Source organism: Kitasatospora sp. NPDC058492 (genome assembly GCF_042720685.1).
Taxonomy (GTDB): Bacteria; Actinomycetota; Actinomycetes; order Streptomycetales; family Streptomycetaceae; genus Kitasatospora.
This window is the reverse complement of record NZ_JBHXMU010000078.1, coordinates 1-13,835: the sequence shown is the minus strand read 5'-3', so window position 1 is coordinate 13,835 and position 13,835 is coordinate 1. Positions and strand designations below refer to the sequence as shown.

General features: G+C 73.6%; 13 protein-coding genes. 8 read left to right on the top strand and 5 right to left on the bottom strand.

Annotation, left to right across the window (positions count from 1 at the left end):
* Nucleotides 1-10 precede the first annotated feature (10 nt).
* From ACFWPI_RS34625 to ACFWPI_RS34610, 4 genes are read right to left on the bottom strand one after another with little or no spacing between them, the layout of a single operon-like run.
* Entirely contained in the window at nucleotides 11-1,156 is a 1,146-nt protein-coding gene (locus ACFWPI_RS34625; protein ID WP_380372202.1) for a hypothetical protein, read from the bottom strand.
* The gene (locus ACFWPI_RS34620; RefSeq protein WP_380425247.1) at nucleotides 1,153-2,355 is read right to left on the bottom strand and encodes a protein phosphatase 2C domain-containing protein; all 1,203 of its coding nucleotides are present in this window, start codon (nucleotides 2,353-2,355) and stop codon (nucleotides 1,153-1,155) included. The genes ACFWPI_RS34625 and ACFWPI_RS34620 overlap by 4 nt, the downstream gene beginning before the upstream one ends.
* Nucleotides 2,352-2,768 (bottom strand): hypothetical protein, encoded by a 417-nt coding sequence (locus tag ACFWPI_RS34615; RefSeq protein WP_380372194.1) that lies wholly within the window; start codon nucleotides 2,766-2,768, stop codon nucleotides 2,352-2,354. The genes ACFWPI_RS34620 and ACFWPI_RS34615 overlap by 4 nt, the downstream gene beginning before the upstream one ends.
* Before the next feature lie 7 nt (nucleotides 2,769-2,775).
* A complete protein-coding gene (locus tag ACFWPI_RS34610) occupies nucleotides 2,776-3,519 on the bottom strand; it encodes a hypothetical protein (protein ID WP_380372191.1) in 744 nt (247 codons plus the stop codon).
* 173 nt (nucleotides 3,520-3,692) lie between these two features.
* Between ACFWPI_RS34610 and ACFWPI_RS34605 the strand changes: the two genes are divergently transcribed.
* The 3 genes from ACFWPI_RS34605 (at nucleotide 3,693) to ACFWPI_RS34595 (ending at nucleotide 7,233) form a co-directional block, all read left to right on the top strand.
* Nucleotides 3,693-4,427: a Crp/Fnr family transcriptional regulator gene (locus ACFWPI_RS34605; protein ID WP_063350279.1), complete on the top strand. Its 735-nt coding sequence runs from the start codon at nucleotides 3,693-3,695 to the stop codon at nucleotides 4,425-4,427.
* 81 nt (nucleotides 4,428-4,508) lie between these two features.
* Nucleotides 4,509-6,968, top strand: a complete 2,460-nt coding sequence (locus ACFWPI_RS34600) for a hypothetical protein (protein WP_380372188.1) — start codon at nucleotides 4,509-4,511, stop codon at nucleotides 6,966-6,968.
* Nucleotides 6,969-6,999: 31 nt separating this feature from the next.
* Nucleotides 7,000-7,233, top strand: a complete 234-nt coding sequence (locus ACFWPI_RS34595; protein ID WP_363370948.1) for a hypothetical protein — start codon at nucleotides 7,000-7,002, stop codon at nucleotides 7,231-7,233.
* 8 nt (nucleotides 7,234-7,241) lie between these two features.
* On the opposite strand, the gene ACFWPI_RS34590 is transcribed toward ACFWPI_RS34595, so the two are convergent.
* The gene (locus tag ACFWPI_RS34590; protein ID WP_380372185.1) at nucleotides 7,242-8,036 is read right to left on the bottom strand and encodes an FHA domain-containing protein; all 795 of its coding nucleotides are present in this window, start codon (nucleotides 8,034-8,036) and stop codon (nucleotides 7,242-7,244) included.
* Nucleotides 8,037-8,177: 141 nt separating this feature from the next.
* Here ACFWPI_RS34590 and ACFWPI_RS34585 point away from each other — a divergent pair, with 141 nt between their 5' ends.
* The 5 genes from ACFWPI_RS34585 to ACFWPI_RS34565 all read left to right on the top strand — a co-directional run bounded on the left by ACFWPI_RS34585 (nucleotide 8,178) and on the right by ACFWPI_RS34565 (nucleotide 13,724).
* The gene (locus ACFWPI_RS34585; RefSeq protein ID WP_380372182.1) at nucleotides 8,178-9,911 is read left to right on the top strand and encodes a protein kinase; all 1,734 of its coding nucleotides are present in this window, start codon (nucleotides 8,178-8,180) and stop codon (nucleotides 9,909-9,911) included.
* Between the two features lie 204 nt (nucleotides 9,912-10,115).
* Nucleotides 10,116-10,304, top strand: a complete 189-nt coding sequence (locus tag ACFWPI_RS34580) for a DUF1508 domain-containing protein (RefSeq protein ID WP_063350276.1) — start codon at nucleotides 10,116-10,118, stop codon at nucleotides 10,302-10,304.
* A gap of 108 nt (nucleotides 10,305-10,412) precedes the next feature.
* Nucleotides 10,413-11,630, top strand: coding sequence for a glycosyltransferase family 4 protein (locus tag ACFWPI_RS34575; RefSeq protein ID WP_380372178.1), 1,218 nt, complete (start codon nucleotides 10,413-10,415; stop codon nucleotides 11,628-11,630).
* Complete coding sequence (locus ACFWPI_RS34570) at nucleotides 11,627-12,868, top strand: glycosyltransferase (protein ID WP_380372175.1); 1,242 nt, start codon at nucleotides 11,627-11,629, stop codon at nucleotides 12,866-12,868. Before ACFWPI_RS34575 ends, ACFWPI_RS34570 begins: the two co-directional genes overlap by 4 nt.
* Nucleotides 12,843-13,724 carry an SGNH/GDSL hydrolase family protein gene (locus ACFWPI_RS34565; protein WP_380372172.1) on the top strand — a complete coding sequence of 294 codons (882 nt, stop codon included), beginning with the start codon at nucleotides 12,843-12,845 and terminating at the stop codon, nucleotides 13,722-13,724. The genes ACFWPI_RS34570 and ACFWPI_RS34565 overlap by 26 nt, the downstream gene beginning before the upstream one ends.
* Nucleotides 13,725-13,835: the final 111 nt, after the last annotated feature.

Here is a 13,835-nt window from a genome sequence, read left to right as displayed (position 1 = left end):
CACCTCTGAGCTAGTGGTTGGAGGCGATGACGATGACGATGACCAGGATCACGACGAAGGCGAGCACCCAGATCCACTTGGTGGACGAGCCGGTCTCGGGCTTCTGCTGCTCCTCGACCGTGCTGATGCGGGCGACGGCGGGGGGCTCCGGGGTCGTGTGCGGCACGGGCTGCGGAAGCACCACCGTCGGCTGCTTCGGGGGCAGTTGGGGCAGCGGCGTACGTGTCGGACGCGGCACGGCCCTGAGGTAGGGCCCGTTGTTCAGCGCCTGGTTCAACTGGGCGGCCGCGGGCCGTCGCTCCCGGTCGGTCGCGAGCAGCATGTCCAGCAGGACCTCGGAGACGGCGGGCTGGTTCAGCCAGTGGGACGCGGCGACGCCGTGGAAGGTGCTCGCGTCGCGCCGGCCGGTCATGCACTTGGCGACGAGCAGGGCGAGCCGGTAGCGGTCGGTGTACTGGTCCGCGTCGGAGCCCGGCGGCGTGAGCGGGTCGGCCCAGTTCGGCTGGTGGATGTCGGGCATCTTCTTCGGCTGGCAGCCGTCGACGTCGATCAGGTAGACGGAACGCCCCTCCGGGCTCCAGAAGGCATTGGAGAACGACCAGTCCGAGTAGACCAGGCCCAGGCCCTCCAGGATCGCGGCGAGTTCCGTCAGCCGGCGGCAGGCAGCCAGTCGGCCCTCGAAGCCGGGGCACGGCAGGCCGACGCGCCGGATCGACTCGTCGGACTTCGCCAGCCAGTCGATCTCCAGGAACCGGCGCTCGCTGAACTTGCCGCGCCGCAGCTCGGAACGGTACTGCTCGGGCGCCATCGGGATCACGCACCCGACGGCCGGATTGCCGGGCTCGCGGATCCGGGCCGCGGGCCAGCACGTCCCGGCGTACAGGCTCGCCCGCTCCGCCTCCGGCAGCGTGTCCGGAGCCGAGATCAGCAGGTCGATCCGGTGGCCGTCCTCCTGGTGCGGGCCGGGCCGGTAGAGCTTGGCCAGCCAGCCCGGATGGTCCGTCAGCGGCCGTACGGCGACGGCCTGGCCGTTGTGTTCGGAGATCGGCTCGGCGAGCGGTCCGAGATCGCCGAGGCCCACGGTCCTCGGCAACGCCCAGCCCCGCGGGTCCACCGCCGGGGCGCCGCCGCCGGCGACGGGATCGGAGTCGGTCATGTCCCGCTGCCGTTCCACACCACGACGGCGGTGCGGTCGTCGAGGCACTGCGGTGCGTCGAAGCCGACGTCGGCGGTGAACCGGGTGGCCGGGACCGGTGAGCGCCAGGCGTTCGCGAAGTACTCGTTGACGTTGCCCGCCCGGTCCGCCCACGCGTCGCCGATCCCGTCCGTGACCAGGGCGAGGGCGGCACCGGCCGCCAGGGTGACGTAACCGTCCACGGCCAGGTGCGGCGTGTCCGGCAGTCGGCCGGCGACCTCGTTCGAGACCACCGCGGCCGCGCGGTCCTTGGCTTCGCCGGCGGAGAACTGCCACAGCGGGACGCGCGGGTCGAGTGTCCAGGCCGAACTGTCACCGAGCCAGCCGACCCATGCCCGCGCCACGCCGTTCGCGTCCGGCTCGGCGATCACCGCGGTGATCAGCACGGTCGCCAGGTGCGAGGTGCCGACGCCGCGTCCGGCCGCGTGCGCGGCGATCGATTCCGCGACCCGCCCGTACAGCGCCTTGACGTCGAGCCGGTCGAAGCCGACCGCCTCGATCTGCTCGCGCAGCAGGGTGACGGCCTGGCTGGAGGCCGCGGCGGCCCCGATGTCGGACCAGGCCGCGCTGGACAGGCCGTCGGCCACGGCCACGATCGCGTACCGGCTGTCCGGGCTCCGCCCGATCCGGTAGGAGTCCTGTCGCGGCTCGGCGGGCCGGCCGCAGCGGTGGCCGGGCCCGACGACCGAGGCGGCACGGATGGTGAGGGCACCGACCCTGGCTTCGTCGGCGGCGATGCCGTTCTGCACCGTGCGCTCCGGCAGCAGCCAGGGGTAGCCCTGTGCCCGCGCGCCTTCGCCGAAGCGGGGCACGCTCAGGTCGGTCGGCCTCTCGCGCAGGAACGGCCGGGGCCTGCCGGGCTGGGCCGTCGACACCGCCGGTGCCGCGACGAAGCGGCAGACCGGCGCCGTCGCGTCGGGCCGGGGCCCCCGTTCGGGCCGGTCCCGCTGCCGGGCGGGCGGCGCGGCGGCCTCGGACCCCAGTGCGGCCGCCGCGCCGACGACACCCACCGCCGCGAGGGCGAACGCGTCCACCAGCCAGCCGTAGTGCCGGTGCGGCATGCCGACCTCGGCGAAGGCCCCGATGACGACGGCTGCGAGCAGCCCCGCCCGCACCCAGCCGTCCGTCAGACCGTCCCGCCGGCCGTCGCCCCCGCTCACGGCCGCTCCTCACGATCGCGGGACCTCGGCCCCGAGGCGAAGTGCTGGTCACCGTGCTGCACCGCGAACACCTCACCGGAACCGGTGGCGGAGTTGACCTGGACCACGACGTCCGGCCGTTGCGCGGTCCGCAGCGTCGCCAGAGCTATGACGTCCTGGGCGAGAGCCGGGTCCCGGTCGAGCAACTGGAACAGGGCCTCGGTCCAGAAGTCCACGGCCGCGGCGTCGACCGCTCCCCTCGTGGCGGTCGACCCCCGCTCCAGCGCGACGGACAGTTCCCTACGGCGGCTGCCGTGGGCCCGGGCGATGACGCCGCTCATCAGTCGCCTCGCCTCGTTCCACAGATCGGTGCCCATCGCGGACACCAGAGCGGTGGCTCCGCTCGCGGCCAGCTCGGCGAGTTCCTGGTTCATCGGCGCTTCAGCCCCGTTCGTTGTAGTGGATGTGCTGGCCACCTCGGCCGACGGCGAAGACCGTGCCCTTCCCCGTGGCTTGGACGAGTTGCTCCACGGCCCGCGGCTCGGCTTCCGCAGGCCGCTCGCGGGAGCCGGATTCCGGGCCGGGACCGCCGTGCGGCCCGACCGGGCTGCCCGGGTACCAGAGCCAGGCCCGTGCGGCGTACTCCTTGACCCGGACCTCGGCCGCGGTGAAGGCGCCGGCTTCGAGCCCCTCGTAGCCGTGCCCGACCGTCTCCTCGTAGTAGTGCTGCGAGAGCATCGCGGCCACCGGGGTGCCGTCCGGACCGTCCAGGGCCGCATGCCGCAGCGGGGGCGAGTCGAGCAGTCGGGCGAGCGCCTCGAACGGGGTGCCGGAGACCGTGCCGTCCGGATCGGGCCGGACCTCCCCCGCGTGCGCGGCGGCCCGTACCCGCAGCCGGGTGTCCGGGCCGGCGTGCCGGTTGTGCTCGCGGATCCGCGCGCCCAGCTCCGGCAGCAGCGGGACCAGCAGTCCGGCCTTGGGCAACCCGGCCGGGGCGACGAGCCGGCAGCCGTCGCCGGTGTCCACGTACGCGAAGTCCCGCCGGTCCAGCTCCGCGACGCCGAGGGCGCCGAACAGCGCGGACCGCAGCACGCCGCGGATCTCCTGCAGCCGCTGCTGACCGCGGCCCGCGGAACCCGCGATGTCGCACGCCAGCAGAGCTCGGTACTCGTACCTCGGATTCACATTCCCTCCGCGATCACGACGAGGGCCGGCGGTTCGAGGATCGAACTGCCGTCGACACCGAATTCCCGGTGCCGACACGATGGTTAACCAGAACGTAGAGGAGGGGTCCTCGGGTAAACCGGCTACTAATACGGCTTGTCCGGCTTCGGCCGGACGAGGAGGAGGAGTGACCGATGAGCAACACACGGATGCGCGGGGCCGGGGCCTACTGGCCGACGACCGGACTGCTCGGCCGGGTCGGCGAGGCCGATCGCCGAGTCCTGCTGGAGCTCGGCCACGGCGTGGCCTACCCGGCCGGTCAGATCACCATCCGCGAGGCCGACACCTCGGACTTCTCGCTGCTCCTGATCGGCGGCACGGTGAAGGTCACCGCGCACGCACAGGACGGTCGGGACGCACTGCTGGCCGTGCGGATGGCCGGGGACCTCGTCGGGGAGTTCGCCGGGATCGACGGTCAGCCGCGCATCGGCACCGTGACCGCCTGCGGCCGGGTGCTGGCCCGCTACATCCTGCCCACCGAACTGCTGGCGTGCACGAAGCAGCACCCCGCCATCGGGCTCGCACTCAACGCGAGCGTGGTGGCCAAGCTGCGCACGGCGACCAGCCGGATCGTCGACTTCACCGGTTGCGACGTGCTCGGGCGGCTGGCCAGGATCCTGCACCACCTCGCCGTCACCTACGGGCGCCCCGGCCGCAACGAAGCCCATCTCCCGCTGTCGCAGCCGGAGATGGCCACGCTGGTCGGCGCCGCGGAGTCGTCGATCCACAAGGCCCTGCGGGCCCTGCGGGAGTCGGGCGCGGTCGTCACGGGCTACCGCAGGATCACGATCCTCGACCTGGACCACCTCGCCCGGATCGCCGCCGCGGCCGAACCGGCCGGTTCACGGGCGATCTCACCAAACAGGTAAAAGCGCCGGGTTCCGACGACGGGTCGGCGCCAGCATGACCGAGTGCCGGAACCCGAGCGTTGGAGAGGACCGGAGAAACAGATGCCAGAGAACAACGGTGCTCCGGACGGTTCCACGCGAATCCGGGCGGGCGACGTGTCCGGAACGATGATCGTCGGCAACCGGAACACCGTGACCAACCTCAACATCACCACCGGACACGGTTCGGCCATCACCGTGAACGCGGGGCCTCCGCCCAACCCGGTCAAACGTCAGCCGATCTCCCACCTGCCGCGTTCCGCCGCCGATCCGCTGATCGGCCGGGAACGGGAGCTCCAGGCGCTGCAACAGGCCATCGGAGCACGCCAGTTGGTGCAGGTCTGGGGCACCTCCGGGGTCGGCAAGAGTGCCCTGCTGCGCCACCTCGCCCGCACCCTGCCGCGCGGGCCCGAGGGCGCGGCCTACATCGAAGCCAGCGGACGGACGGCCGACGACCTCGCGCAGGCGATCTTCGACATCAGCTTCGACGCACCGAACTACAAGCCGTCGCTGGAGGTGCTGAAGGAGCACCTGAAGACCCTGCGGCTGCGGATCTACCTGGACGACGCGGGACTCGACGAGAAGGACCTGCACCGGCTCTTCGACCTGGCCGAGCACTCCACGTTCGTCTTCACCTCGCAACGCCGGTCGTCGGTCACCGGCGTCCACCCGATCCGGCTCGACGGACTGGCGGCCCCGGCAGGGGTGGTCCTGGTCCAGACGGTCCTGGCCCGCGCGCTGCGGCCCGACGAAGCGCGGACCGTGACGGCGCTGTGCGACGCCCTGCACGGCAATCCGCTCCGACTGCGGCGCATCGCCCTGTCGGCCGCGACCGGCAAGGGCCTGCCGGGCATCGCCGATCTCCCCGCGCTCCTTCCCGCGCTGCTCAACAGGCTCCGGCCGGAGGAGCGGGACCTGCTGTACCTGCTCGGCTCGCTCTCCGGCGCCGAGTTGGCCGCCCGGCAGCTCAACGCCCTGCTCAGCCGGACGGACAGCGACGCGCTCGCCAGCGGGCTGGTGCGGCACGGCCTGCTGGTCGCCTCGGAAACCGGCTACGGGTGTCCGCCGGACGTCGCCGAGTGCGTGCTCAAGAGCCGGATGACGCAGTACCCCGCCGCGCCGCTCTGCCGGGCGCTCACCGCGTGGGTCCAGTCGCGGGAGACCACCCCGGACGAGGTCGCGGCCCACTTCCAGGCCCTGGACGTCGCGGTGCTGGGAGCGGAGCGGAGCGGACAGGCGCAGCTCGGCGTGGAGTTGGCCCGTGCCGCCTCGCCGAAACTGGCGCTCTCCCGGCAGTTCGACGCGTGGGGCAGCCTCCTCGGAGCCGGCTGGGCCGCCGCGAAGAGCGCGGGAGACCGCGCGGGCGAGGAATTCTTCCTGGGAGAGGCGCGCACCCGCCGCAAGGCGATCGGCCGGGCGGCACTGACGACGACCCTGGTGCTGGAGGCGGGGGCGCTCTGGCAGGAACTCGCCGCCCTGCAAGCGCACTCGGTGGCCCACCAGGCCGCCACGACGGCGATCACCGCCGTGCCGCCGATCGACCCGGCCACCACGGCACACGCCATCGGCCAGTCCCCGCTGATCACACACCCGGTGGTCGGCCCGCCGACGGTCACCCACCCCGTCGTCCAACCACCGACCGTCACCCACCCCGTCGTCCAACCACCGACCGTCACCCACCCCGTCCCCGCCTCCGGCGCTCCGGCGCCCGTGCACCCGCCGGGTACACCGCACGTGATCGACCTGTCCCAGTCCGCCCAACAGCCCCCGCCCGGGGGCCATGTGGTCGGCGCACACTCCCCCTCGCAGGCGGCGCCGCATCGAATCGACCTCTCGGGGGCGCACCATCCGCACACCGCGAGCGCCACCACCACGTCCAGCACGGGCCACGCGGTCACCACCGCCGGCGCAGTGGCTGCCAAGGCCGGAGTAGCCCTCGCCGTCGCCTGCGTGGTCGGCGCCTCAGCCGTACTCGGTGTGGGCGCCATGGTCTACACCCAGAACCAGTCGAACCTGGCCAAGCCGGCCCAGGTCACCTACCCACCGATCCCGACCCGGCCGGTCTACACCCCCAAGCCGCCGGTCCCTGCCCCCGTCGTCACACCGGACCCCGTCGATCCCGTGTGCGCAGCGGTGGCACCGGAATTGGGAAAAGAGATCCAGCAGCACAACGCCGACCTGACCGCCGTTCACAGCGCCCTCGACTCGTACAACAACGCCGTAGCCGCGTACAACTCACGACGGACCTCCACCGTTCCCGACGACAGCACGGTGAAATCCCGTATCGACATCATCCTCAAAGACCTGCGCACCAGCGAGTCCACGTTGCGGGGAGCCCTATCGCAAGCGCGGGACGGATCCGTGGTATCCGACCTCAAGGGCCTTCTGACCGCTAGCCAGCAGGAGGAGAACCAGTTCCGCTCGTTTCGGAACCATCCGTCCGGTGCCACGATCGACACGAATAGCCAGGCGTCGGCATATAACTCGGCCTGGCGCAGCCTGGTAACCCACTGCGGAGGCTGACCTCCACAGGACCAACCGAGAAAGGCCAACCATGCCTACGGAATCCACCCCCGGCACCATCCACGCCGGAGACGTCTCCGGCACCTTCATCGTGGGCGACAACAACCACGTGACGAACACGAAGCATCACCCCGAGCAGCCGCAGCCCCAACCGCGCCAGCAGAACTCGGCCGAGGACCAGGCAGCCGTCTTCGCCGTGGAACACGGCACCATGCACGTCACCTACAACCACAACGCCGAAGCCGCGCCCGAGACGGAGGCCTGAGAAACGCGTCAGCCCCGATCGGCCAGCAACTCCAGGTCCTGGGCGTTCAGCGTCGCCGTCTTCAGCAGTTCCCTGATCAGGTTGACGCTGAGCGTCGAGCCGACCGGCTCGCCGACCTCGTCGCGCGTCAGTCCGCGCACGCCCCGTCGGCGCAGCCGTTCGCGCACGTCCTCGACCGCGTTGGCGACCGACTTGTGGGTCCAGAACTTGGTCACGTGGGGCGAGGCGTTGACCAGCCGGGCGGTCTCCTCCCAGGCCGACGGGAGCGGGAAGGCGTCCTGGCCCTCCAGGTAGCGCCGGGCGAGCGCGGTGAGCACCAGCCGCTCCTGCAGGGAGAGCAGGTAGACCGTCTCGGGGGCCGCGGTATCGGCGTTGCTCGTGGAACGGGGGTGCAGGTCGTCCCCGTCCACGACGCGGACCTCCACCAGGTGGGACCGCCGCTTGGACGAGTTGATCACCAGCGGGGTGTACCCGGGCCCGATGATCCGCTTGTGGCTGGTGAGCATCAGCACGCCGTCGGGCAGTTCGATCGGCAGATTGCCGGTGTTGACCAGCCACCAGTCGCCGTCCGTGCCGGCGCAGGTGAAGACGCCGTGCCGACGGCTGACGGTCGGGTCGTCGACACCGACCGGTACGTGCACGTCCTCGCGGTCGCGCCCGAACAGCAAGGTGTACCGGCGCGGCGGCACGGCGTACCCACCCTCCGGGCCGAGCACGAAGATCGTCCCGGGTGGCGCCGAGGGCACTCTGCCGGAAGGACTGCCCGGCGGCAGCATCTGGGGTGGGAAGTTTTCGTACGCCATCTCACATACCTCCGCCTCGGGTCGCGCCAGTGTATGAGCGCACCGGGAGGACCAGTCCTCCTGCGGGCATGCGGTGTGTCGAGCTTGCGGAACCACCAACTCCATTTGTCCGGAGTGGACTTGCCCGATAGCCTGCCCGCCGTGAGCGAGATCAGCCGGCGAGCTGCTGCGATCGACGGCATCGTCGCCGAACCACTCGGTCCGGGCGATCCGCAGGAGATCGGCAGCTTCAGCATCATCGGCCTGCTCGGTACCGGCGGCATGGGCGAGGTCTACCTCGGGGTCTCGGACAGGGGCTACGCCGCGGTCAAGCTCGTCCGGCCGCGGTTGGTCCCCGGCGAGCGCTTCGAACGAGAGGTCGGCATCCTCTACCGTGTGCCGCTCGGAGTCGGACCTCGGGTGCTGGCGAGCGACGCCACTCCGGAACGCCCGTGGTTCGCCACCGAGTACGTCCCCGGGCTCACGGTGGACGAGGCGGTCCGGCTGCACGGCCCGCTGCCCGCCGAGGCGCTGTGGCTACTGCTGGCCGAGACGGCCGCTCAACTGCGGGCCGTACACGCGTCCCGGATCGCGCACCGCGACATCAAGCCCGCCAACGTCATGCTGGTGCGCGACGGCGTGAAGCTGATCGACTTCGGCATCGCGCGCGCCGCGGACCAGGCGAGGCTCACCAAGAGCGGTGGCAGCTACGGAACGCAGGGCTTCTCGGCACCGGAACAGCAGACCGGGGAGGAGGACGTGGCAGCGCCCGCGGACGTCTACTCGCTCGCGGCGCTCCTGCTCTACGCCGCCTCGGGTCGCACGCCCGGCGCCGCCCCCGACGTGGAGCCGCTGCGCGCCGTGGACGCCGACCTCGCCGCCCTCCTCGGGCCCTGTCTCGCCGCCGACCCCGGAGCACGCCCCACCGCCGACGAGATCGTCCTGGCGACGCGCACGCACCGGCTCGCCCCTCCCCCGTCCTGGCCGCCCGAGGTCATGTCACGCATCGGCGCTCGACGTGCGTTCGCCGAAACGCCGGTCGGCAAGCTGGAGACCGTCCCGCCACCGGATACGAGCACGGACCCGAAGCCCGACGTCGGGCCCGCGCCCCTCGCATCACCTCGCCGCCCGCGCAAGCACCTGTTCCTGCTGCCGGTCGCCGCGGCGACCGCCCTCGGCGCGGTCGCGGTGTTCGTCCTCAGCCCGTCCCCCTCCCCGCAGCACGACGACGCGCAGGAGTCCGGCGGCGTGCAGGTCGCCGTCGAACCCTTGGCCGGGACGACGCAAGGACCCTCCGCGAGCCCGAGCGCCTCGATCTCCGCCACCGCCACCGCCACCGCCACCGCCACCGCCGAACCCTCTCCCCCGCCTTCAACCGCCCCGGCCGCCACCACGCGGGCACCCTCCCCGAGCCTGCGGCCCTCGACCTTCGCTGCCGCCAAACCCGCTACCCAGCCCCCGACCACCCCGCCTGGCGAAACGGCCACCCCACCGAGCACGGCCACCGCCGCACCCTCAACGGCCGCCCCCAGCCCCACCTCGTCATCGATCCGCGGCATCAACGGCAGCGACGACCCGGCACAGGTCAAGGGCTCCGAGGCGGACACCGACTGGCTCGGCCCCACCGCCGCCTGTTCCGCCTGGCTGGACGACAACGGCTCCGGCTCGCTCGCGGGCGTGCTCAACACCTCCCTGATCCAGACCTGCGTCGCCGAGCTCGCCCGCAGCGACGGCATCACGTACACCTTCCGCGCCTCCGTGGGCGCCGCGAAGACGAGCTTCGTCCCGGACATCGGCTACACGATGTGGATCTGCGTGTGGAACGCGAACAACCGATCCGGCGAGCAGTGCTCCGCTCGCTTCGGCATGAACGGCACCACCCCGGTCCGCCGGTGAAACGAGGCTTCCGCGAGGAGCACTCCCGGGCCACCACGCCCAGCCGCCCGCAGGCCCACAGCTCCCCCGCGAGCACCGCCTGACCCGAACGGGCCAGGTGGGCAGGGCCGGATGACTCGGATGCCCCAGCCGGCGGGCGGAGCAACCGGGTTGGCCCTACGGTGCGGTGCGAGGGGGTCACCTGAACGGAAGGCTGTTACAGGCATGGCTGGAAAGTTCGAGCTGTACAAGGACGAGAGCGGGATGCACCGCTTCCGGCTCAAGGCGAGCAACGGGACGGTCATCGTCACCGGGGACCCGCACGAGAGCAAGGACGAGTGCCTCAGGAGCATCGAGTCGCTCCGCAAGCTCGCGCCGTACGCGGAGCTCAAGGAGGCGGCCGGGTCGCACTGAGGCGGCGCGGTGCGGGCGCGGGTCGGCGATGCAAATCGCCGACCCGCGTTCGCTTCTACGACAGATCCCTTTGGCCGGGTGCACGCCGGGCGCGGAGAGAACACTGGCATGCGCGTCGTCATCGTCACCGAATCCTTTCCGCCCGAGGTCAACGGAGTCGCCCACAGCGTGCTGCGGACGGCCGAGCATCTGGTCCGCCGGGGCCACCAGCCACTCGTCGTCACCCCCGCACCCGCACGGGGCGCCGCGTGCCCGCCGCACACCTTCGGCGGCTCCGAAGCGGTGGAGCTGCCGGTGGTGCGCATTCCGTCGGTGCCGCTGCCCGGGTACCCGCAGGTGCGGATCGCGCTGCCGAGCCGGCAGTTGGCGGCCGCCGTCGCCGGGCACCGGCCGGACATCGTGCACCTGGCCAGCCCGTTCGTGCTCGGCGCGCGCGGGATGCAGGTCGCGGCCCGCCTCGGCGTCCCCGCCGTGGCCGTCTACCAGACCGACCTCGCCGGGTACGCGCACGCCTACCGGGCCGGGCGGGGCCTCGGGGAGGCGGCCGCCTGGCGGCGGATCCGGGCCGTGCACCGGGCCGCGGCCCGGACGCTGGCGCCGTCCACCCCCGCCGCCCAGGACCTCACCGCGCACGGAGTGCCCCGGGTGCAGCTGTGGCCGCGCGGGGTGGACTCGGTGCGGTTCCACCCCCGGCACCGGGACGAGGCGCTGCACCGGGCGCTCGCCCCGGGCGGCGAGGTGCTGGTCGGGTACGTCGGGCGGCTGGCGCCCGAGAAGCGGGTCGACCTGCTGACCGCCGCGTCGGCCCTGCCCGGGGTGCGGGTGGTGGTGATCGGGGACGGGCCGTCCGGGCCCGGGCTGCGGGCCTCGATGCCCGGCGCGGTGTTCCTCGGCCGCCGGACCGGCGAGGAACTGGCCCGCTGTTTCGCGACCCTGGACGTGTTCGTGCACACCGGCCCGCTGGAGACCTTCTGCCAGACCATCCAGGAGGCGATGGCGAGCGGCGTGCCGGTGATCGGCCCGGCCGCTGGCGGCCCCCTGGACCTGGTCGCGCACCACCGGACGGGCCTGCTGGTGCCGCCCCGGGACGGCGCCGCGGTGGCCCGGGCGGTGGCGGAACTGGCCGCCGACCCCGGGCGGCGGGCCGCGTACGGGCGCGCCGGACGGGCCGAGGTGACCGCGCGGACCTGGGAGGCGGTCGGCGACCTGCTGCTGCGGCACTACGCGGAGGTCCTCGCCGAGCACCGGGGCACACCGGCGGCTCCCCCTGCCGCTCCCCCGGCGGTCGTCGAGCCGGTCGCCGTCGTGGAGGAGCTGCCGGCATGACGGACACCGCCGACCGCGAGCCGCTGACCATCGTGCGGCTCGCGAACTTCGTCACCCCGGTCTCCGGGGGCCTGCGCACCGCACTGCGCCACCTCGGCGCCGGCTACCTGGCCGCCGGGCACCGGCCGGTGCTGATCGTACCCGGGGAGCGGCGCAGCGAGGAGGAGGGCGAGCAGGGCCTGGTGGTCACCCTTCCCGGGCCGGTGCTGCCGGCCAGCGGCGGCTACCGGGTGCTCACCGACCGGCGGGCGGTGGCCGCCGAACTGACCCGGCTGAAACCCGACCGGCTGGAGGTGTCCGACCGCACCACGCTGCGCTGGACCGGCAGTTGGGCCCGGCGGCACGGCGTCCGCTCGGTGATGGTGTCGCACGAGAGCGCCGTCGGGGTGCTGCGCGCCCAGGGGCTGCCCCGCCCGCTCGCCGACGCGGCCGCCGACCGGCTCAACGCGGCGACGGCCCGTACGTACGACGCGGTGCTCTGCACCACCGACTGGGCGGCGGCGGAGTTCCGGCGGATCGGCGTGCCCAACCTGGTCCGGGCCCCGCTCGGCGTGGACCTGGACGCGATGCGCCCGCTGCCGCCGGCCGCGCGGGCCCAGGAGCGGGCGCGGTACTGCGGGCCGGACGACGTGCTGCTGGTGCTCTGCTCCCGGCTCTCGGCCGAGAAGCGGCCCGAACGGGCCGTCGAGGCGCTGGCCGCGCTGCGGGCCCGGGGGCTGCCGGCCGTCCTGGTGGTGGCCGGGGCCGGACCGCTGCGGGACCGGCTGGCGGCCCGGGCGGAGCGGCTGCGGCTGCCGGTGCGCTTCCTCGGGCACCTGGGCCGGCGGGAGGAACTGGCCAGGCTGCTGGGCTGCGCGGACGTGGTGCTCGCGCCCGGGCCGGTGGAGACCTTCGGGCTCGCCGCGCTGGAGGCGCTGGCCTGCGGGACTCCGGTGGCGGTCAGCCGCTCCTCCGCGCTGCCCGGACTGATCGGCCTGGCCGGGGTGGCCGCCGCCGACACCGGGGCCGGATTCGCCTCGGCGGTACGGGAGTTGCTGGCACGCCCGGAGCAGGCGCGGCGGGCCGGCGCCCGGGCCCAGGCCGAGCGGTACGGCTGGCCGGCCGCGGTGGCCGCGTTCCTCGCGGCCCACGGCGTGCGGAACCCCGGCACGCGCAACCCCGGCACGCGCAACCCCGGTGCACGCAACCCCGGTGCGGTGGAGGAGGGTTGGGATGAGCGTGCTCGGCACCGGGCGTGACCGGTCCGCGGACGGCCGGCCGGCCACCGGCGGGCCGGTGCGGTTCGTCGCGCTCGGGGACTCGCTGACCGAAGGGGTCGGGGACCCGGTCGGCGAGGGGTGGCGCGGCTGGGCCGCCGTCCTGGCCCGGTCGCTGGCACCCGAGGGCGGCGTCGAGTTCACCAACCTGGCGTGCAGCGGCGCCCTGACCGCCGATCTGACGAATCGCCAACTCCCCGCCGCACTGGCACTGCGGCCGCGGTTCGCGGCCGTGGTGGTCGGCGGCAACGACACCCTGCGGGCGGGCTTCGACATCCGGCGCACCACCCTGGAGCTGGACGCCACCCTGGGCGAACTCTCCAGCCACGGCGCCGTCCTGCTGACCGCCTGCCTGCCCGATCCGGGCACCCTGCTCCGCCTGCCCGCGCCGCTGGCCCGACCGCTGGCGCGGCGGATGCAGGCCGTCAACACCGTCGTGCACGCCCTCGCCGCCCGGCACCGGGCGGTGCACCTGCACATCGCCGAGCTGCCCTGGTGCGCGCAGCGCCGGCTGCTCAGCGTCGACCGGCTGCACCCCAGCGCCGAGGGCCACCACCTGATCGCCCGCGGGTTCCACGAGCTGCTCGCCGCCGCCGGCCACCCCCTCGGCCCGCCGCCCGTCGACACCCCCGCCGAGGCTCCGCCCGGCCGGGCCGCCGACCTGTGGTGGATGGCCACCCAGGGCACCCGCTGGGTCGCCGCCCGCAGCACCGACCTGCTGCCCGGGCTGCTCGCCCTGGCGGCGGCCGAAGGCCTCGCCCGGCTGCGCGGGTCCAGCGGGCGGCACGACGAGCAGATGGCCCGCGCGGCGGCCCAGGCCCTCGCATCACTGGGGTGAGGCGGCGCGGGCTCGGCTAGGGCGTGTCTGACAATTCCCGCCGGGCGCGCGACGCCGGGCATCCCGCCTGGACGCACCGGCGAAACGTCCAAGTACGGCCCAGTACGAGGA